This is a genomic window from Shewanella sp. DW31 (assembly GCF_015767295.1).
Lineage (GTDB): Bacteria > Pseudomonadota > Gammaproteobacteria > Enterobacterales > Shewanellaceae > Shewanella > Shewanella oncorhynchi.
The window spans coordinates 457,791-477,796 of record NZ_JADWMP020000001.1 but is presented as its reverse complement, the minus strand read 5'-3'; the positions used below and the strand labels follow the sequence as shown (position 1 = coordinate 477,796).

16 protein-coding genes and 1 pseudogene are annotated in these 20,006 nt (G+C 45.6%); 12 read left to right on the top strand and 5 right to left on the bottom strand.

Annotation, left to right across the window (positions count from 1 at the left end):
- Positions 1-6 precede the first annotated feature (6 nt).
- Both GWI56_RS02020 and GWI56_RS02015 read left to right on the top strand, forming a co-directional pair.
- On the top strand, positions 7-3,231 hold the full coding sequence (locus GWI56_RS02020; RefSeq protein ID WP_198571982.1) for an efflux RND transporter permease subunit: 3,225 nt from the start codon (positions 7-9) through the stop codon (positions 3,229-3,231).
- A 170-nt stretch (positions 3,232-3,401) separates the two neighbouring features.
- Complete coding sequence (locus tag GWI56_RS02015) at positions 3,402-3,725, top strand: antibiotic biosynthesis monooxygenase (protein WP_025008611.1); 324 nt, start codon at positions 3,402-3,404, stop codon at positions 3,723-3,725.
- Between the two features lie 77 nt (positions 3,726-3,802).
- On the opposite strand, the gene mscL is transcribed toward GWI56_RS02015, so the two are convergent.
- The gene (gene mscL / locus GWI56_RS02010; RefSeq protein WP_105250328.1) at positions 3,803-4,213 is read right to left on the bottom strand and encodes a large-conductance mechanosensitive channel protein MscL; all 411 of its coding nucleotides are present in this window, start codon (positions 4,211-4,213) and stop codon (positions 3,803-3,805) included.
- Positions 4,214-4,416: 203 nt separating this feature from the next.
- Entirely contained in the window at positions 4,417-5,361 is a 945-nt protein-coding gene (locus tag GWI56_RS02005; RefSeq protein ID WP_173496249.1) for a LysR family transcriptional regulator, read from the bottom strand.
- Positions 5,362-5,455: 94 nt separating this feature from the next.
- Between GWI56_RS02005 and GWI56_RS02000 the strand changes: the two genes are divergently transcribed.
- The 5 genes and pseudogenes from GWI56_RS02000 to GWI56_RS21670 form a co-directional block, all read left to right on the top strand.
- Positions 5,456-6,514 carry an HlyD family secretion protein gene (locus GWI56_RS02000; RefSeq protein WP_173496250.1) on the top strand — a complete coding sequence of 353 codons (1,059 nt, stop codon included), beginning with the start codon at positions 5,456-5,458 and terminating at the stop codon, positions 6,512-6,514.
- Position 6,515: 1 nt separating this feature from the next.
- Positions 6,516-8,144: a DHA2 family efflux MFS transporter permease subunit gene (locus GWI56_RS01995; RefSeq protein WP_131524254.1), complete on the top strand. Its 1,629-nt coding sequence runs from the start codon at positions 6,516-6,518 to the stop codon at positions 8,142-8,144.
- A 162-nt stretch (positions 8,145-8,306) separates the two neighbouring features.
- Positions 8,307-8,762, top strand: a complete 456-nt coding sequence (locus GWI56_RS01990) for a GNAT family N-acetyltransferase (RefSeq protein ID WP_198571981.1) — start codon at positions 8,307-8,309, stop codon at positions 8,760-8,762.
- A gap of 99 nt (positions 8,763-8,861) precedes the next feature.
- Entirely contained in the window at positions 8,862-9,188 is a 327-nt protein-coding gene (locus GWI56_RS01985) for a putative quinol monooxygenase (RefSeq protein ID WP_105250324.1), read from the top strand.
- Positions 9,189-9,216: 28 nt separating this feature from the next.
- Positions 9,217-9,315, top strand: a pseudogene (locus tag GWI56_RS21670) (radical SAM protein); the annotation flags it as partial.
- A 274-nt stretch (positions 9,316-9,589) separates the two neighbouring features.
- Here the strand turns inward: GWI56_RS21670 and GWI56_RS01980 are convergent.
- Entirely contained in the window at positions 9,590-11,227 is a 1,638-nt protein-coding gene (locus tag GWI56_RS01980) for a lactate permease LctP family transporter (protein ID WP_198571980.1), read from the bottom strand.
- A gap of 565 nt (positions 11,228-11,792) precedes the next feature.
- On the opposite strand from GWI56_RS01980, the gene GWI56_RS01975 reads away from it, so the two are divergent.
- The 3 genes from GWI56_RS01975 (at position 11,793) to GWI56_RS01965 (ending at position 14,822) form a co-directional block, all read left to right on the top strand.
- Entirely contained in the window at positions 11,793-12,029 is a 237-nt protein-coding gene (locus tag GWI56_RS01975) for a thioredoxin family protein (protein ID WP_028761824.1), read from the top strand.
- 366 nt (positions 12,030-12,395) lie between these two features.
- Entirely contained in the window at positions 12,396-13,265 is an 870-nt protein-coding gene (locus GWI56_RS01970) for a DUF2927 domain-containing protein (protein WP_198571979.1), read from the top strand.
- A 117-nt stretch (positions 13,266-13,382) separates the two neighbouring features.
- Positions 13,383-14,822 carry an MBL fold metallo-hydrolase gene (locus GWI56_RS01965; protein ID WP_198571978.1) on the top strand — a complete coding sequence of 480 codons (1,440 nt, stop codon included), beginning with the start codon at positions 13,383-13,385 and terminating at the stop codon, positions 14,820-14,822.
- Positions 14,823-15,020: 198 nt separating this feature from the next.
- Here GWI56_RS01965 and GWI56_RS01960 read toward each other — a convergent pair whose 3' ends face one another.
- Both GWI56_RS01960 and GWI56_RS01955 read right to left on the bottom strand, forming a co-directional pair.
- Positions 15,021-16,376 (bottom strand): flavohemoglobin expression-modulating QEGLA motif protein, encoded by a 1,356-nt coding sequence (locus GWI56_RS01960; protein WP_131523937.1) that lies wholly within the window; start codon positions 16,374-16,376, stop codon positions 15,021-15,023.
- 541 nt (positions 16,377-16,917) lie between these two features.
- Positions 16,918-17,094, bottom strand: coding sequence for a hypothetical protein (locus GWI56_RS01955; RefSeq protein WP_006079984.1), 177 nt, complete (start codon positions 17,092-17,094; stop codon positions 16,918-16,920).
- 324 nt (positions 17,095-17,418) lie between these two features.
- On the opposite strand from GWI56_RS01955, the gene GWI56_RS01950 reads away from it, so the two are divergent.
- Positions 17,419-19,572, top strand: a complete 2,154-nt coding sequence (locus tag GWI56_RS01950) for a CHASE domain-containing protein (protein WP_173247621.1) — start codon at positions 17,419-17,421, stop codon at positions 19,570-19,572.
- Positions 19,569-20,003, top strand: coding sequence for a response regulator (locus GWI56_RS01945; protein ID WP_105250317.1), 435 nt, complete (start codon positions 19,569-19,571; stop codon positions 20,001-20,003). Before GWI56_RS01950 ends, GWI56_RS01945 begins: the two co-directional genes overlap by 4 nt.
- The last annotated feature ends 3 nt before the right edge of the window (positions 20,004-20,006 follow it).

The following is a 20,006-nucleotide window of genomic DNA, read 5'->3' as shown; positions in this document are numbered from 1 at the left end:
TTTTCTATGTTGCAAAAGTTAATCGAAGCCGCGATTAAAAATCGGCTGTTAGTGGTATTGGCTCTGCTCGCCGTGATTGTGGGCTGTGTGGCCATGCTACCAAAGTTGAATCTCGATGCCTTTCCTGATGTGACTAACGTGCAAGTGACCATCAATACTGCGGCCGAAGGCTTAGCTGCAGAAGAGGTGGAAAAACTTATCAGTTATCCGGTGGAATCGGCCATGTACGCCTTGCCAGCCGTGACTGAGGTGCGCTCGTTATCGCGTACTGGCTTGTCGATTGTGACTGTGGTATTTGCTGAGGGGACGGATATTTACTTCGCCCGTCAGCAAGTGTTTGAACAGTTACAGGCGGCGCGGGAGATGATCCCAAGCGGCGTTGGAGTGCCGGAAATCGGCCCGAATACTTCGGGATTAGGGCAGATTTATCAGTATATTCTGCGTGCAGAACCTAACTCTGGCATTAATGCCGCCGAGCTGCGTAGCTTAAATGATTATCTGGTGAAGTTGATATTGATGCCCGTGGGCGGCGTGACAGAAGTCTTGTCTTTTGGTGGCGATGTGCGCCAATACCAAGTGCAGGTCGACCCGAATAAACTGCGTGCCTATGGCTTGTCTATGGCGCAGGTGACCGAAGCGCTAGAGAGCAATAACCGCAACGCTGGCGGTTGGTTTATGGACCAAGGCCAAGAGCAACTTGTGGTGCGCGGCTATGGCATGTTGCCCGCAGGAGACGCGGGATTGGCGGCGATCGCGCAGATCCCTCTGACCGAAGCCAGCGGTACGCCAGTGCGTATTGGCGATATCGCTCAGGTGGATTTCGGCAGCGAGATCCGTGTCGGGGCAGTGACTATGACGCGCCGCGATGAATCTGGCCAAGTGCAAAATCTCGGTGAAGTGGTGGCTGGTGTCGTGCTCAAACGCATGGGGGCAAACACTAAGGCGACGATTGACGATATTGGTGCGCGGGTGAGCCTTATTGAGCAGGCATTGCCCGATGGCGTGTCCTTTGAGGTGTTTTACGACCAAGCGGATCTGGTCGATAAGGCTGTGACCACAGTGCGCGATGCGCTGCTAATGGCCTTTGTGTTTATCGTGGTGATCTTGGCGTTGTTCCTCGTCAATATCCGTGCGACCTTGTTGGTGTTGCTGTCGATTCCAGTGTCTATCGGGCTCGCGCTTATGGTGATGTCCTATTATGGTCTGTCGGCAAACCTGATGTCGCTCGGCGGCTTAGCAGTGGCGATTGGTATGTTAGTCGATGGCTCTGTGGTGATGGTAGAGAATATTTTCAAACACTTAACCCAACCGGATCGCCGCCATTTACCTGAGGCGAGGGCGCGTGCCGATGGTGAGGACGATCCCTATCACAGTGAGGAGGATGGCGCTAAAGCCAGTGGTGATGTCAGCGAATCGAATATGGTTATTCGGATAATGCTCGCGGCAAAAGAGGTGTGTAGTCCAATCTTCTTCGCCACCGCCATTATTATCGTCGTATTTGCGCCGCTGTTTGCACTCGAAGGCGTTGAAGGCAAGCTGTTCCAGCCGATGGCGGTCAGTATTATTTTGGCTATGATGTCGGCGCTGCTGGTGGCGCTGATCGCCGTGCCAGCCCTTGCCGTGTATCTGTTTAAGCGCGGTGTGATGCTTAAACAAAGTGTTATTTTAGCGCCACTGGATGCCGCTTATCGCAAGTTACTGACGGCAACGCTTGCTAGGCCAAAGGTGGTGATGCTCAGCGCCTTGGTGATGTTCGGCTTGAGTCTATTATTGCTACCAAGGCTGGGTACCGAATTTGTGCCTGAACTGGAGGAAGGCACGATTAACTTGAGGGTGACGCTGGCACCGACGGCGAGTTTAGGTACTTCGCTTCAAGTAGCACCTAAGCTTGAGGCTATTTTGCTAGCATTTCCCGAGGTGGAATATGCCCTGAGCCGCATTGGTGCACCTGAATTGGGCGGCGATCCCGAGCCTGTGAGTAATATTGAAGTCTATATTGGCTTGAAACCGATAGCAGAGTGGCAGTCGGCAAGCTCGCGTTTGGAACTGCAACGCTTGATGGAGGAAAAGCTCAGCGTGTTCCCTGGACTCTTGTTGACCTTTTCGCAGCCGATTGCGACTCGGGTAGATGAATTACTTTCGGGGGTAAAAGCCCAGTTAGCGATCAAAATCTTCGGCCCAGATTTAGCAGTATTGTCACAGAAAGGCCAAGCGCTTACCGATCTTGTCGCGAAAATCCCCGGTGCCGTGGATGTGTCGCTTGAGCAAGTGAGCGGTGAGGCGCAATTAGTCGTGCGCCCCAAACGCGAGCTATTGGCGCGTTACGGCATCAGTGTCGATCAAGTGATGAGCCTCGTCAGCCAAGGTATTGGCGGCGCGAGTGCAGGGCAAGTGATCGATGGCAATGCCAGATACGACATCAATGTGCGACTCGCGGCCGAGTTTCGCCAAAGCCCTGATGCGATTAAAGACTTATTACTCAGTGGTACAAATGGCGCCACAGTGCGCTTAGGGGAAGTCGCCAGCGTCGAAGTGGAAATGGCGCCGCCGAATATTCGCCGTGACGATGTGCAGCGCCGTGTTGTGGTGCAGGCCAACGTGGCGGGGCGCGATATGGGCTCGGTTGTAAAAGATATTTATGCCCTAGTGCCAAAGGCGGATTTGCCAGCGGGATATACAGTGATCATTGGCGGCCAGTATGAGAATCAGCAGCGAGCGCAGCAAAAGTTGATGCTAGTGGTGCCGATTTCTATCGCCTTGATTGCCTTGTTGTTGTACTTCTCCTTTGGTTCATTCAAGCAAGTGTTGCTCATCATGGCGAACGTGCCCTTAGCTTTGATTGGCGGCATAGTGGCCCTGTATGTCAGTGGCACTTATTTATCTGTGCCTAGCTCTATTGGCTTTATCACTCTATTTGGGGTAGCGGTGCTCAACGGTGTGGTGCTGGTGGATTCGATTAATCAGCGCAGGCAAAGCGGCGAAGCACTCTATGATTGTGTTTATGAGGGCACGGTTGGGCGTTTACGGCCGGTATTGATGACGGCACTGACCTCGGCCTTAGGTTTGATCCCGATTTTATTGTCATCGGGTGTCGGCAGTGAGATCCAAAAGCCCTTGGCAGTGGTGATTATCGGTGGCTTGTTTAGCTCGACGGCGCTGACCTTACTCGTCTTGCCGACCTTGTATCGCTGGTTATATCGCGGCGATAAGCGCATTGATGAGCTCGGTTAATCACAAGTAAGCCGTCATCGTGGGCAATAACTTGTTATGTTTCGGGTTATTGCCTTCGTTGTAGACAGGGTTATCACATTGACTAAAACTCTAAAAATCAGTGAGCTAAAGAGTGATAGATGGGCTAGTCTTAGAGTCGACATTAAGGACATTCATTTCTGGAGAACATTATGATTGCGGTAATTTTTGAAGTCATCCCGACAAAGGAAGGGAAGGAAGAGTATCTGCACGTGGCGGCTGAAATGCGCCAATATTTAGAAGGCCGCAAGGGATTGATTTCGATCGAACGTTTTCAGAGCCTAACCGACGATGGCAAAGTACTGAGCCTGTCGTTCTGGGAGGACCAAGCTTCCATCACCCAATGGCGTAATCAGATGGCCCACAGCATTGCTGAGCAAACGGGTATAGTGCCCTGTTTGTTTAACTCTTATCGCATTCGGGTGGCAGAAGTAGTGCAAGATTACAGTGAAACTGTGCATGTTGAAGCTGAGTAATCACTTATCTCGCTGATGTAAAAAACAAAACCCATCTCTAGAGATGGGTTTTTTATGCGTGACACTCAAGTTTGAGATTATTTTTCTTGTTGAGCTTTCAATAGATCGCGGATTTCAGACAGCAACTCTTCTTCTTTGGTCGGTGCTGGTGGCGCTTTAGGCGCATCTTCTTCCTTGCGTTTTAGGGTGTTAATGGCTTTTAAACCCATAAAAATGGCGAAGGCGATAATCGTAAAGTCGATAATAGTCTGAATGAATTTGCCATAGGCAATGACCACAGAAGGCGCATCGCCTTGAGCTGCCTGTAGCACTATGCTCAAATCACTAAAATTCACGCCGCCTAGGATGATGCCAATTGGTGGCATGATGACATCGGCCACGAAGGACGAGACGATTTTGCCGAATGCGGCACCTATGATAATACCAACGGCCATGTCGATCACATTGCCACGGGACGCAAAAGCCTTGAACTCTTTAATTAAGCTCATTAGGTTTCCTCCAAAATTGAGATTAAATGTTAAATTTTATTGTGCAAACTGTATCAGGAAAACCTAAGGTCTTTTGCAGCCTGTTACCTTGCCAAGCTTATAGGGGCTTATGGATTAAGGCAATTCTGACATAGAGGATTTATCCTCAAGGCAATGATTTACACTTTACAAAGTAACAATTGTTACTGTTTGGGGTATTCGATTTATTCATCTAGATCGGCATGGCCGATAAAATCAGGGACTTCTAAGACTTGCGATCCCCAACGTTTAAATAGGGAGCTATAGATGAATTCGATAAAGACGCGGTATTTTCGCGGTAGATACGCCCGCTGTGGATAGCTAAGCACTACCTTAGTTTGCACCATTGGATAGTCATCTAGTAGCGGGATTAAATCGCCCTTTTCTAATGCGACTTGGGCTATGATGGACGGCACCGCTGTGATCCCAAGCCCCGCAATGGCGGCCTCGCGAGCGAGGGTGACATTGTTTACCGTCAGTTGAGTCTTGGGCTCGGCGACAATCCAAGTTTTACCATCGAATAATTTCCACGCACCTTCGATATGCGCCGACTGCAAGCGAATCGCTTTATGTTTGGCTAAGTCCTGTGGCACCTTGGGCGTTCCATGGGCAGCTAAATAAGCTGGGCTTGCCATGAGCGATTTATGGGCGTTGACTAAGGCATAGCTTTGCAGGCGAGTGTCACCCGAATCGGCAATTTGAAATAACAGATCGATGCCTTCTTCTATTACATCGACCTTACGGTTGGTGAGTTCAGCCTCTATGGTGATTTCGGGATAAAGCGTTAAAAACTGCGCGAAAATAGGCCCTAAAAACAATTGGCCTAATTCAATTGGGCAGACAATTTTTAGATTGCCTTTAATCAATTGCTGTTGGGCGCTGAGCTGATTTTCAGCGCTCTGCAGATCGGTGAGGATCTTATTGATCCTGTTGTAATAACTCGATCCTGCTTCGGTGAGTTTTAGGGCTCTGGTGGTGCGAAACAGCAGTTGTGTGCCGGTATCGGCTTCGAGCTCGGCTATCTTGCGACTGACGGTTGCCTTAGTGAGCCCAAGGGCTTTGGCGGCACCCGTAAAGCTGCCTTGCTCGACCACTTGAGCGAAAATTTGCACGCGATTGAGATCCATCATTGTTACACCTGTGAAACAGTGGGTTAATTTTTTACTGACTAATAAACTTAGTGAGACAGTAGTACACTAGATATCACTAATCAAGGAGTCATTCATGTCCAAAAGTAAACTCATTATCGCCGTTCCACTGTTACTCGCTGCAGTTGCGGGAGGCGGTTATTACTGGTGGACACAGGTACGTTTTATCGAAACCACTGATAACGCTTATGTTGAGGCCGATATTTCCCATATCAGCGTGAAAGTGCCTGGCTACGTTGTGTTAAGCGATGTAACCGATAACCAGCATGTGCAAAAGGGTGAGTTATTAGCTCAGCTAGAAGATAACCAGTTTAGTGCCAAAGTGAGTCAAGCCGAAGCCTCACAGGCGAGTGCGAAGGCGGACTTGCAAACCTTAGCCGCAAAGGTGGAGTTGCAACGGGCGTTAATCACTCAAGCCAACGCAGGCGTGGTGGCGGCAAAGGCCGATAAAATACGGGCACAACAACAATTGAGCCGTTCGAAAAAGCTTAAAGTCAGTAATTACAGCTCCCAAGATGATGTCGACCAACTACAGGCCGGATTTGATTCTGCCGCCGCCCGTCTCGATGAAGCTCAAGCCGTGTTAGTGGCAAAGCAACGTGAGTTAGCGGTTTTTAATGCCCAATTAGATCAGGCGGGTTCAGTAGTAGAGCAGGCCGATGCGACTTTAGAACTGGCGAAAATTCAATTAAATGATACCCGCGTGACCGCACCTTTTTCTGGGGTGATTGGTAAACGTGGCGCTATGGTGGGGCAGTACGTGCAGCCCGGCCAAGCACTCTACAGTTTGGTTCCGGATGGGGCAGTGTGGATCACGGCGAACTTTAAAGAGACCCAGATCCAACATATGCAACCAGGACAGTCGGTGCAGGTCAGTCTCGATGCGTTTCCCGACAAAACCTTTATAGGTGTTATCGATAGTCTGTCACCGGCGTCCGGAGCCAAATTCAGTCTACTGCCGGCGGAAAACGCCACAGGTAACTTCACTAAAATCGTGCAGCGTATTCCCGTGCGTATTCGCTTAGATTTAACTGAGGAAGAAGCACACATGCTACCGGGCTTAAGTGCAGTCGTAAAAGTGGATACGGCATCTGAGTCATCAACATCGGCAATCGCTGCAAATACAGGTCGTTAGTATGAGCGCAACTGGCTCTATCACTGCGTCTGCCGATATGGAGGCGCAGGGCATCAGTGTACCTAGAAAGCCTACCGATTATGAGCGTGGCAGTCGCCGTTCATGGATTGCGGTATTTGGTGGTTTGATCGGCGCCTTTATGGCGATCCTCGATATTCAAATCACCAACGCATCGATGAAGGAGATTCAAGGCAGCCTTGGGGCAACGCTCGAAGAAGGCAGCTGGATTTCAACCGCGTATCTGGTTGCTGAGATGATCGCGATCCCGCTCTCTGGCTGGCTCAGCACAGGATTGTCGGTCAGGCGTTATCTGTTATGGACCACGGCTGCTTTTATCTTTGCTTCTGTGCTTTGCTCAATCGCGTGGAACTTAGAGGCCATGATCGCCTTTCGGGCGCTACAGGGCTTTTTTGGTGGTGCGCTTATTCCGTTAGCCTTTAGGCTTATTCTTGAGTTTTTACCCGATAACAAACGTGCCGTCGGCATGGCGTTATTTGGCGTGACGGCGACTTTTGCGCCTTCAATCGGCCCGACCTTAGGCGGTTGGTTGACCGAGCAATTTAGCTGGCATTATCTGTTTTATATCAATGTGCCACCGGGTTTGTTGGTGATGGCCATGTTGGCCTACGGTTTAGAGAAGCAGTCGGTCGTTTGGGATAAGCTGAAGAATGTCGATCTGGCGGGCATAGTCACTATGGCGCTGGGGATGGGTTGCCTTGAAGTGGTGCTCGAAGAAGGTAACCGCAAGGACTGGTTTGGTTCAGAACTCATTCGTAATCTGGCCATTATTGCCGTCGTGAATCTGGTGTTGTTTGTTTGGATCCAGTTAAGGCGTAAAGAGCCGTTAGTGAATTTGCGCCTGCTCGGTAAGCGTGATTTTGTGCTCTCCACCGTGGCGTATTTTTTACTGGGGATGGCACTATTCGGCGCTATTTACTTGATCCCGCTTTATCTATCACAAGTCCATGATTACACACCGTTAGAGATTGGTGGCGTGATTATGTGGATGGGATTTCCGCAGCTATTGGTCTTGCCCTTAGTGCCGAAATTGATGGAGCGCTTCGATAGTCGTTATCTCGCTGCCTTTGGCTTTTTAATGTTCGCCATTAGCTATTACATGAATAGCCAGATGACCGCAGATTATGCCGGACCGCAGATGATCGCCTCGCAAGTAGTGCGGGCATTAGGTCAGCCTTTTATTCTGGTGCCAATTGGAATGCTTGCGACCATGCATTTAAAACCCCATGAAAATGCCTCGGCATCGACGGTATTAAACGTGATGCGTAACTTAGGTGGTGCTTTTGGTATCGCGCTGGTGGCGACCCTGACTGACACTTTGTCGCGCGGGCATTTGGCTCATATTAAGGAATCTTTACCCGCAGTGAGCACACAAGCACAGGATTATTTAACCCAAAGCGCAAGCATGTTGCAGGCGGGAGGTTCTGATCCCTATACCGCCGCCGCGCAGGCGAAAGCTTTACTGGGCAAAACCATGAGTCAGCAAGCTTATATTCAGGCCTATAACGATGTGTTTTACATCATGGGCGCTCTGCTACTCATCGCCGTATTCGCTGTGCTGCTGATCCGTAAACCGACAGGGCCTGTGGCCCACGATGCCATGGTTGAGTAATAACGTTTTTCGTTATCCTGTTGTTGCCATAGATTTCCCCAGATCTATTGGTTTGCGCAACAGTTTTGCGCCTTAGTCCTCACGGATTAAGGCGCTTTTTTATGGTCTTTATGCTGTGGTAGACTCAAAGCTCTTTTTCGATGATTTGCAGAGGGATATCGTTTGCAGTGGCAAAATCTTACATTTAATCAATTAAATGCCAATAGGCTATACGACATATTGAAGCTAAGAGTCGATGTGTTTGTGGTAGAGCAGTCCTGTGCGTATCCAGAGCTTGACGATAAGGATAGGCACCCAGAAACCCAGCATTTATTCGGCTTATCGTCAGACGGGGAACTGCTTGCCTACGCGCGTATTTTACCGCCGGGGTTGAGTTATCCAGAGGCGAGTATCGGCCGTGTGGTGGTATCGCCAGCGGGTCGAGGCAAAGGGCTAGCCATGCCTTTAATGCAGCACGCCATCGAATCTGCACTGACGACATGGCCCGACGCGGGGATCCAAATCGGGGCTCAAGATTACCTCAAAGCTTTCTATCAAAAACTCGGCTTTGTCGCCTGCTCTGAGATGTACTTAGAAGATGGTATTCCCCATTTAGATATGCGCTACCAATCAGCATAAGCGGCTATCAATATGAGTTATCTACATCAATTATCAACATAAACGATCAACAAAATCTTGGCACATAAACATTCAATATTAAGCCAATAAGGAACTGAGATGTCGACTTCAACGGACTATAGAATCAATCAACAACAAATTGCCTGCGTGGCGAGTTTTCTGGCTAAAGAGGGCAAAACCGAAGCGCTAATCTCTGCGCTCGCGAGCCTTATTCCTGATACGCGCCGTGAAGCGGGTTGTATTCGTTACGAACTCAATGTGAGCCGTGATGAACCACGTCGCGTGACGTTTGTAGAGAAGTTTGTCGATATTGCCGCCTTTGATGAGCACTGCGCTAAAGATGCAATTCAACACTATTTCCACCAAGTGATGCCCGAATTAGTCGAGTCATACCATGTGGAAACCTATCATCAAGTGATTGTTTAGCCATGAGATAAACGATTAGGAGCTTGCAGTGTTGATTAATGCTATCGAGCCAGTATTTAGATCTCTATCCGAATGGATCTCATTGATACTGCAAGTGACTAATGGCCGCAGCTGGAACCATTGCACTTTAACTCTTTAGTGCTAAAAGGCGTATTAGGTAAGGATAAGGCGAAATTGCTGGCTTAAGTTGCATTTGTCATCAATGTACCTGGTATTTATCTACGACAAGAATGACAAGCTGGACTTTGATTGTTTGACTTCACTGGGATTAATAAAGCTGCCTTGCTACTTTGCTTAATTGAACCCATTTTAACTTCATCGCAGAGTGAGTTTTATATCCATTCCAATCTAAAAAGCCGAGTGGTTTATCACTCGGCTTTTAATATATCTTAGATATCGTTTTATTTAGTGAAAAACACTAATGTCCAAGGGACTACGTATGCTTGGAGTACTGTGATCACACCAATGAAAGTACAGAAAAATAGACTGTGCTTTAGCGTAAAGCGGAAAAGATCTGATTCTTTACCCGCCAATCCCGTTGCAGCGCAAGCAACGGCAATAGATTGTGGCGAAATCATTTTGCCCGTTACTCCTCCCGTAGTGTTTGCGGCGACTAATAACTCCGGTGTTACACCTATTTGGTTTGCTGTATTGGCTTGCAGCGCACCAAATAGGGCATTTGATGAGGTGTCTGAACCTGTTAAAAACACACCTAACCAACCTAAGAATGGCGAAAAGAAGGGGAATGCTACGCCAGTGCCTGCGAGCACGAGTGCTAAGGTTGAAGATAGACCTGAATAGTTTGCGACAAAGGCAAATGCTAATACTAATCCAATCGACAATATCGGGAATTTTAATTCAATTAAAGTGTCTTTAAAGGATTTCAGTGCATTACTTACTGACATTTTAAGGACCACAATTGAGATCATTGCTGCGATTAAAATGGCTGTTCCAACAGCGCCTAATAAATTAAGTTTATATATTGCTGCATAAGGGGTTTCCTTAGCGACAATAGGTGCACTTTTGATAACGAGATTATGTAAGTAAGGTACTTCAATACTGATAGTGGCAAAACTTAATGCCAGTTGTACATCTTTAAGACTCCACAGGGTTACAATCGCTGTGAGAATAATAAAGGGAGACCATGCTTTAAATATCTGGCTATTAGAAAAAGTAGATTTAGGGGTAGTAACTCTTTGTTTCATGCCTGAGAAAGTGAATATTTCTTTTGGTTGCCAGACTTTTAAAAATAACGTTAAACAAATTAGACTGACTAACGCTGAAGTAATATCGGGTAATTCGGGGCCGATAAAGTTTGAGGTTAAAAATTGGGTAATCGCAAATGAAACGCCTGCTACTAATGTTGCGGGCCAAGTTTGACGTATTCCCCTGATGCCATCCATCATTGCGATGAGCCAGAAGGGGACAATAATCGATAAAATTGGCAACTGACGGCCAGCGAGTTGTCCAATATGGAATGGGTCTAGTGATGAAACCTGACCTGCTACGATAATTGGGATACCCATAGCTCCAAAGGCGACGGGGGCCGTGTTTGCGATTAAACAAAGTCCTGCTGCATACAATGGATTGAATCCAAGCCCGACAAGTAACGCAGCTGTAATAGCAACAGGTGCACCAAAACCCGCAGCACCTTCGAGGAAGGCTCCAAATGAAAAGCCAACCAATAGCATTTGTAATCGTTGATCTTCCGTGACTGAGATGACTGACGAGCGAATAACCTCAAATTGACCTGTTTTAACGGTGATTTTATATAAAAATACTGCGGTAATAATAATCCAAGCAATTGGCCATAGCCCATAACTAAAACCATATATAGCAGAAGCAAGCGCGATACTAATAGGCATTTTGTAGGCGAGTATCGCGACTGCTAAGGCAATTAATAAGGTTAATGCCCCAGCGATATAGCCTTTAAGTTTTAACACAGTTAAGGCTAGGAAGAAAAACACAATAGGCAGTAAAGCAACCATTGCGGTTAGCCACAAGCTACCGAGTGGCGTGTATGTTTGGGTCCAGGTCATAGGGAGGTTTCCGTATTGTTATAATATGTTGATAAATCGTGTCGCAGCCGCAACATAGCAGATACTAGTGTTTAGTGATGTAGGATCAATCTTAAATGTTGCAATAAGTGATATGGGTCACGAGATGTGTGGATAAATGATGACGGGGAAATATCTAAATAATAATCAAGTAAAATATTGCCTGTTTTAGCTGTATTCACCAAGCATCTAATTTAGGTTTTATTAATATTGGTTGTGTTATCAAGATTATTTTTTGTGAGTCGTGAACTTAACTAGAGTATTGTGATTTTATGAAAAACTAGGCTGTACTGGTTTAGTTTTTTTTAGTGTTTATAACAGATGGTTTATAAATATTTTTTATCTTTAGATATAGAAATTAATAGCAATCAATGCAATGCAACTAATAATGCAGTTATCTTATTGTGGCCTGAATTGAGCTATAGATGTTGCCATACTCTTGTCTATGAGTTTGCATGGCTGGAAATTTACCTTGCTATATGTGGCTGCGAGTATGACAGTAGGTTGAATTTTTTAATTTTGCAGCACAGTTCGTTGAGGAAGTAACATGAAACAAGTCAAAGTATTAGGCAGTGGTTGCGCTAAATGTAGCAAAACCGCTGAGATGATTGCGGACATATCAGAAGAAATGGGCGTGGATGTGATTGTAAAAAAGGACACAGATCCTCAAAGCCTATTGAAATTTAAAGTGATGAAAACCCCAGCGGTAGTGATCGATGGTGAGCTCATACATAGCGGCTCAGTACCGACGCGCGATGAAGTTGAGGGGTGGTTAAGGGACTAGCTGTTGTAAATATAGGCTCATATTAGTGAGTTCGCTGAATAGTTGCACGGATTATGCTCGTTAGAAAGCGCTTAAGCTAAAAATGCACACCATTGTCATCCTGAATCCTTGGCAATGGTGGTGTAATATCATCAGTATACGATTAATGATATTAAATATAATGTGTTTAAAAACAATGCATTGATGCTTTGCGTAGTCATTTTATTATGGGGTTTTATTGGCAACGGTTTAGTCGGCATTGCATTATCTGGGCGAGTTTATTAAGTCTATGTCGTAGGAGATTGTTTGCAGATTTCGACTTCTTTTATCAGTATCACTGCTATGATTTTGATTCAGTAACCTCGTCAAGTTGCGGGATGAGTGCCAATGCAAAAGTGGCTTAGGGTATTAACACGTTTCTACAGTTGGTTATTTTTTACTGCACGTCTGTTTCGTTTAGGGCTTTTTCTAACGCTAAGTTTATTAGCTTTACCTTTATTTGCTGCTCAAACATCTCCCGGATTAACCCAAGTATTAACGCCCACTACGGATTGGAAAAACTCCGCTTATATCACCCAAGCATTTAGTGAAGTCGCCCTAAAAAATGAGTATGACCTTGCTAAACATAGCGTGCGTAAGTGGCGCATACCGGTACGAGTGTTTATTGAGCATCAAGTGGGTGATAAGGCGCTGCACACTCAATTAGTGTTGATGCACTTAACACACTTAGGCCAGATCACCGGCCTCGATATTCAACGGGTGGATACGCTCTCTGAGGCGAATCTGCACTTAGTGTTTACCCGTCAATCCCTATGGGCAGGTGAGGTGATGCGCTTAATGGGACCGAGCTCGGCGAAAAATGTCCATGGCTCTGTGTGTATGGCAAAGTTTGCTCTCAATTCACGGCAAGAGATTGAACGTGCTTGGATTATTATTCCTGTTGATCAAGCCAAAATGCACGGTAAGTTAGTGGCTTGCGTAGTGGAAGAGATTACTCAAGTGCTTGGTTTACCTAATGATTCAGAGAAAGTATTTCCCTCCATCTTTAACGACAAAACCCCGCAGGACTTACTCACCGGGCTTGATTTCATTTTGCTTAAATTACTCTATAGCCCAAGTATTAGCGCTGGAATGACGGCCGCAGAGGTCAAGCAGCCTTTGCAGATCTTGCTCGAACAATGGCTGCGCGATGGCACTATTGCTAACGCTGGCAAAACGGTACGTCAAGGTCAGTTGTACCCATTGTTAGGTTATTGATGACTAAGCATTACAGCTAAAGTTGACATTGCTCGCACGTGACTAATTAATCCTTTTTGTTTTAGGAATAAGGGCATAGTCTATCTTTATATGAGATAAACACCTTGGAGGGACACCATGCGAATGACATTGCAGTTTTTAGGGGCGACAGAGGAAGTGACGGGCTCGTGTCATTTACTCTCGGTTGATCATGAACACTTATTGCTCGACTGTGGTTTGATCCAAGGCGGTAAGTCTGATGAGTTGCGTAATTATGATCCCTTCGCATTTGATCCTGAGTCTATTTCTGCTGTCGTGCTTAGCCATGCCCATATCGATCATTCTGGGCGTTTACCACTCTTAGTCAAAGCGGGTTTTGATGGGCCTATCTACACCCATAAAGCCACGGCAGAGCTGTGCGCTATCATGCTCAAAGATGCGGCTATGCTGCAGACCCGCGATACCGAAAGAGTCAATAAAAAGCGTGCTAAACATGATCTTGAACCCCTAGAACCGCTATTCACCGTTGAAGATGCTGAACTCGCGATAACTCAATTTGTACCATTGGAATATGGTCAAGTGACTCGGGTTATTCCCCATGTGGATATTTGCCTCTCAGATGCAGGGCATATTTTAGGTTCCGCCTTAGTCGAGTTGTGGTTAGGTGAGGGCAAATCCCAGAAGAAAATCGTCTTCAGTGGCGATCTTGGCCGTGCAGGTATGCCGATTTTACGTAATCCTACCTTAGTGGATACGGCAGATTTAGTCTTAATGGAAAGCACCTATGGCAATCGTTTTCACCGTAGCTGGACGGATACCTTAGCCGAATTGAAAGCCATTTTTGCTAAGACAGTCAACGAGAGCCAAGGAAATATATTGCTGCCCGCTTTTTCGGTTGGACGAGCACAGGAGTTATTATATCTATTTCATTTATATGCTAAAGAATGGGATCTCGGCCGTTGGAAAATCTGCCTAGACAGCCCGATGGCAATTGAGGCGACACGCGTCTACGTTAATAATTATCCGCTGATGGATGAGGACTTTAAACGCTTTACCCGCCAACATCCTGGGCAGCATCCGCTGTTGTCAAATGTCGAATTTATCCAAACGACCGAAGAGTCGATAGCGCTGAACGACGTGCATAAGGGATTGATCATTATCGCAGGGAGCGGCATGTGTAACGGTGGACGTATTCGTAGCCACTTAGAGCATAATCTATGGCGCCCAGAATGTGATGTGATTATTTGTGGTTATCAAGCGCTTGGAACACCGGGGCGCGCCCTCGTCGATGGCGCTGAGGAACTGTCTATTCATGGTAACAGCATTAAAGTCGCGGCTAAGTTACACACAGTGGGTGGACTTTCAGCCCATGCGGATCAAGCAGAGTTATTACGTTGGTATCACCATTTTGAAGGCCAGCCGCCGTTAATTTTAGTCCATGGAGAACCCGAGGCGCAGCATGGATTAGTCGATGTGATTAACCAAGATCCTCAGACTAAACCAAAGGCTATAGCAATTGCGACCCAGGGTGATCGATTGGATTTAAATGCACTGCCGCAGTTAGTGTGGAAGCCTTAAAAGAGTTGAAAGTACAAGTTCAAAAGTTGGGTGGAAATGCCATTATCTTCTACACGTGTGGCAAAGTGAGTTATCCTGCCTGTGAGTTGTATTTTGAATGTAATGGTGAAGGTTTTTCTATCGAAGATTAGCGTTTAGTTTTATAAAAAGCTCACATAGTTGTGAGCTTTTTTATTTTAAATCAATCTAGTTACTGTATTAGTCCGAGTTGTTGTCAAATTCAGTATCATCGAGTAACTCAAAGGCGGGGACGACATTCGGTACGTCTTTAAATAAGCGAGTGAAATGGCGCTGTACACCTTTCAAATCGATTCCTGCTAAACCTGATGCAAAACCAAACCAAGCATAAAGGCCACTAAAGTTATCAAACATGGGCGGTAGATATTTAGGCGTAGTCAGAATGCCCTCTTGGCAAGCTTGGTATAACACGGGGATATCTTCAATCGCCAATTTACCGAGGAATAGCATAGGGATGAGTTCAGGAAGGCCTGAGGTGATGGCGCTGCGGATAAAGTTAATGTTTTCCACATAGCCACGCACATAGGAAATATCCTTAGTGAAGAAACTGCCGCCTTCCACCATACCACCACGGAAAACCCTTTGGGTGACACGGTAACTGTCTGTCGCACTTAGATTCAATCCTCTGAAATAATTGAATACCTCTATAAAGTCAGCACCATTTTCAGCCATATCGACCGCTGCAACACGGTCACTAATTCGCCGAGCTCGCCCCGGATTTGAACTTAGCGTCAGCATTTCCAGTAAAACGGCTAGACCTTCTTGGGTTGCTGCTACGCGCGGAGAACCGACACTGAGCCAAGTGGCGTGGGGTTGAGCTCGGCCGTTTAGCGTCGTGCCGACATGCACCCAACCTTCGTGAACTTCATATACATTAAGATCCGATTCGCTGAACATTGCTTTGCTATTAAGCTTAACGGTATCGCCACCGACTGCAGCGTCAGAGACGATACCGTCACTAAGGCGTACACGCATATCATCGCTATGGAAGTACTTTTCTAAACGTTGGCTGAGCACGTTAACCGCTTCTGGCGCGCTAATAATTTTAGGGTGATGTTTATTCATGTGCCTCGCCGCGGGCAGCGAGAAAATGTAGCTGAGTTTATCGCCTAACTGGCGCAAGGTATGGCGATCGCCATGCAGTTTATGGCTAGCACTGCCGTACAATTCTTGGCTGAGCTTACCAAAGGTTGGCGTGCCTCTGTTCCCCAACATATCAATGACAAGGCGATACTGATCGACGTTTGCCACTAATATTTTTCCGAGTTTGTCTCGTTTACCCAAACGTCTATGGATGTCCTGCTTTAGGGAGGCTAGCTCAGCTTGGGTTTTAACAGGATCAAAAGGTAAAGCAATGTTTTGATAGAACTCTTGCTTGATAGCTGGAAGTACCGTGCCCTTATTGGAGAGAAAACGTTCCTCCATTTCCCGCGGCCATTTAATGGCATCTAAGATTTTTATTGGCGTTTGAATGCGAATTAATTCATCGGAAAAACGGCGTAGATCTTGTTGATATTGGGCTAACGACTCAGACATTCCCGTATATCCTGCAGGTAATTTCAGCGAGAGAGATGCGGCTAATCATAGCCTTAAACCTCATTTATTCATATTGATTCGCAGGCTAGCTGAGAAAATATACCGATTAAATAAATTAGCTGTTATCGATTTTGTGAATCATTTTGGTGCACTTGTTACAATTCTAGTGCTATGTCTATGGGACATAAATAAGTAACCATCTGTTTAATAATATTTTATTGATATGACATGAAAGCTGCTTTGTTCTTGATATAGAAATAGATTGATTGGAGCAAAACATGACAGCGATGAGTTATTTGACTGTGCTAAGGCTGAATGCTTGTTAATCAAAACTCAAGCTGATAGAAGTGGTAAAAATGACCGTGATGACGCGATATTAAATCTGGAGGTTAGTGAGCTAAAGCAGAGTCACACCCAGCACTGTTGGCTGGGTGAGATATTCGATTTTAGTGGGCCAAAACTCAGTGAGTTCGAAACAAATGATCACCGACTGAGATCATCATCCCATCATTTTGACCACTAGATAGCGAGATAGAATTGGCTAGAAAAAATCGTCATCTCCTAATGCACGTTTTAACTCCGCCCGCTCGAGGTAGTCTTCTAAACGCTTTTTGACTTCGCGTCTATGCTGCATTGCCTCGGCGGCTTTGCTGTTTCTTGGTGTGGTCATTGCCTCAAGTTCAGTATCGTTGGGCACGACTTCAGTAATATGAGCCATAACGAATTCCTCTTGTTGTTCCTAACGACTTTCTAACTAAAAATAGTATGGTAGAAAAGCAAATAATTTTGTGAGTTAGGGTGAAAAATTCTTCCCGTGAGTCGGATGATTCAGCTTACCGCTGTTTTGCGTAGGCACTAGACTGCAATTGAATATTTGATTAATTTAGTTTTTGCTTATTTTGTGATTAAGAGCACGGTATCGTCATAGATATATTCGCGTTAATTCCGAGTTAAATAGTAGGATAAACTTGAATTTAGTCATAATTACAACAACACTTGTACCTGTGTTTGTTGTTAATCGTTTGCTAGGGAATTGGCTTACATGGACAAGGATCAGTTTTCTAAATCACTCCCCCCATCTAATAATATCTACTTTAGCGTGCTGAGCTCTAGCTGGCTGATGATAGTGGCTGCCTTACTTTTCATGGGGATCTCTTGGTATGTGCTTGAGCAATATCTTAGGGATAGAGGTGAAGAGCGTTTCGAAAATAGCGTTCAAGAATTAACAGAAGCCGTGAATCGCAGAATGCTTGCCTATGAGCAAGTCTTACGTGGTGGCGTTGGCTTATTATTATCCTCGAGTAATGTGACACGTCAGGAATGGCAAACTTATGTCATCAATGCTCATTTATCTGAGTATTACCCAGGTTTTCAAGGTTTTGGCTATGCTCAGTTACTTCAACCTGAAGCATTAAGTGCGCACATCCAACAAGTTCAAGCTGAAGGTTTTAAAGACTATAAAGTTTACCCAGAAGGAACGCGTGATCAGTATTGCGTGATTGTGTACTTAGAACCCTTTGATTGGCGTAATCAAAGAGCCTTGGGTTATGACATGTGCTCCGAGTCTAATCGATATAAAGCCATCACTCGCGCTATTACCACTGGACTGCCGACAGTTTCTGGCAAAGTCGTATTAGTTCAAGATACTTCTGATGATGCGAAAGCGGGCTTTTTAATGTATTTACCGCTTTATCAAGGCACCACAACAACAGAGGCTGAGCGTAAACAGCACGTGTTTGGACTTGTGTATGCAGCGTTTAGGATGGATGACCTCATGCAAGGGATTATGGGGGAGCGATTCTCAGGCTTGAAACTTGCCATTTATGAAAGTCCGCAGGCAAGCGCTGACAGTCTAATGTTTACCAGCAGCAAAGTGGCCCCGAATGAGCAGGATGTGTTTTATCACTCACAGACTGACTTAGTTGGAGGGCAGTTGTGGCGCTTAGACATTTCATCACAATCGCGTTTTATCTCGAGAGCGGAACAGACCCAAGGTATGTGGCTCCAATTTATCGGTTGTGGTTTTATTTTGGCATTGTTTTACTCAGTGTTAATTATGGCGCGTAATCGATATAAGGAGTCTTTACTGACTTCAGAGTTAATTGCTAACGAAAAACGCTTTAGATTAGTAATTGAAGCCTCTCCAAGTGCGCTATTTATGGTGGATAAATCTGGATTTATTACTTTAGTGAATACCCATGCTGAACGTTTGTTCGGCTATACCAGAGACGAGTTACTCGGTCGTTCCATCAATATGTTATTGCCCGAAACCCTAAGGGATGCTCATCAGCAGCACATGAGTAACTATTTAGTGCAGCCTATTGCGAAAAATATGTCGATGCGGGATGACCTGTTTGGCTGTTGTAAAGATGGCAGTCGACTCGCAATTGAAGTGGGGTTGACGCCTATTCATTTTAGTAATGGCATTTCTATTCTCGCGACAATTAATAATGTCTCTGAACGTAAACGCATTGAAGTTCAGCGTGCAGAACATATGCTTGAGCTTGAGCGTATCAATCAAGAATTAGACAGGTTCGCCTATATTGCTTCCCATGATTTGAAATCCCCCTTACGTGGTATCGAGCAGCTAACCTCTTGGTTATCAGAGGATTTAGTCGATAACACCAATGAAAATGTACAGAAATACCTAGGGCTTATCCAAAGTCGTATTCATCGAATGGTGTTATTACTCGATGGACTATTGATGTTTTCTCGGATTGGTCGTGTTGATACCGAAACTACTGAAGTGAAAAGTCGGCAACTGGTTGAAGACATGTTTGCGCTCGTCGCGCCGCCACAGGGATTTGAATTAGTCCTAAAAGGTGAATTTCCAAATTTTTATACCGTAAGACCATTGTTGGAATTAGTTATACGAAATTTAATCAGTAACGCCATAAAACATCATGACTTAGGTACAGGTGTGATTACGGTTTCATGTGAGGCGGTTGATCAGCAGTATCGATTCAGTGTGATAGATGATGGTCCGGGGATATCAAGCTCATATCATGAAAAAGTCTTCGAGATGTTTCAAACACTTAAACCAAGAGATGAAGTTGAAGGCAGTGGTTTAGGCTTATCACTTGTGAGGAAAACGGTTGAAAGTTTAGGTGGAGAGATTCAGCTCAAATCGCAGGGCCGAGGTTGTTGTTTTTGCTTTAGTTGGCCTAAGAAAATAGTGAAAAAGGAGCTTCTATGAGCGCAGCAAATCACTATCAACAGGTCACCATTTTATTGGTTGATGATGATGACGTGGATTACATGGCCGTGCAGCGGGCGATGAGACAATTGAGGTTACTCAATCCCTTAGTGCGTGCTCGGGATGGGATTGAAGCATTAACTATTCTAACTAGTTTAGACACGATCAAAGGTCCGTATCTTATTTTGCTCGATCTTAATATGCCAAGAATGAATGGGTTTGAGTTCCTTGAGCGAATACGCTCAGATCCTTCTCTTTCTTCGTCTGTCGTTTTTATGCTCACCACGTCGAGTACCGATGAAGATAGGATGAAAGCCTATAGCCATCATGTGGCTGGTTACATGGTTAAAACTGATATGAAAGACGGTTTTAACAATATTTTTAATATGCTTGAAGGTTATTGGCGAATAGTGGAGCTCCCATCCGCATAAGGT

Coding starts and splice junctions, on each gene's coding strand:
- GWI56_RS01950 (WP_173247621.1), top strand. CDS start 17,419: ATGGACAAGGATCAGTTTTCTAAATCACTCCCCCCATCTAATAATATC.
- GWI56_RS01960 (WP_131523937.1), bottom strand. CDS start 16,376: ATGTCTGAGTCGTTAGCCCAATATCAACAAGATCTACGCCGTTTTTCC.
- GWI56_RS02005 (WP_173496249.1), bottom strand. CDS start 5,361: ATGATGGATCTCAATCGCGTGCAAATTTTCGCTCAAGTGGTCGAGCAA.
- GWI56_RS02015 (WP_025008611.1), top strand. CDS start 3,402: ATGATTGCGGTAATTTTTGAAGTCATCCCGACAAAGGAAGGGAAGGAA.
- GWI56_RS01970 (WP_198571979.1), top strand. CDS start 12,396: ATGCAAAAGTGGCTTAGGGTATTAACACGTTTCTACAGTTGGTTATTT.
- GWI56_RS01965 (WP_198571978.1), top strand. CDS start 13,383: ATGCGAATGACATTGCAGTTTTTAGGGGCGACAGAGGAAGTGACGGGC.
- GWI56_RS01955 (WP_006079984.1), bottom strand. CDS start 17,094: ATGGCTCATATTACTGAAGTCGTGCCCAACGATACTGAACTTGAGGCA.
- GWI56_RS01945 (WP_105250317.1), top strand. CDS start 19,569: ATGAGCGCAGCAAATCACTATCAACAGGTCACCATTTTATTGGTTGAT.
- mscL (WP_105250328.1), bottom strand. CDS start 4,213: ATGAGCTTAATTAAAGAGTTCAAGGCTTTTGCGTCCCGTGGCAATGTG.
- GWI56_RS01985 (WP_105250324.1), top strand. CDS start 8,862: ATGTCGACTTCAACGGACTATAGAATCAATCAACAACAAATTGCCTGC.
- GWI56_RS01975 (WP_028761824.1), top strand. CDS start 11,793: ATGAAACAAGTCAAAGTATTAGGCAGTGGTTGCGCTAAATGTAGCAAA.
- GWI56_RS02000 (WP_173496250.1), top strand. CDS start 5,456: ATGTCCAAAAGTAAACTCATTATCGCCGTTCCACTGTTACTCGCTGCA.
- GWI56_RS01995 (WP_131524254.1), top strand. CDS start 6,516: ATGAGCGCAACTGGCTCTATCACTGCGTCTGCCGATATGGAGGCGCAG.
- GWI56_RS01980 (WP_198571980.1), bottom strand. CDS start 11,227: ATGACCTGGACCCAAACATACACGCCACTCGGTAGCTTGTGGCTAACC.
- GWI56_RS02020 (WP_198571982.1), top strand. CDS start 7: ATGTTGCAAAAGTTAATCGAAGCCGCGATTAAAAATCGGCTGTTAGTG.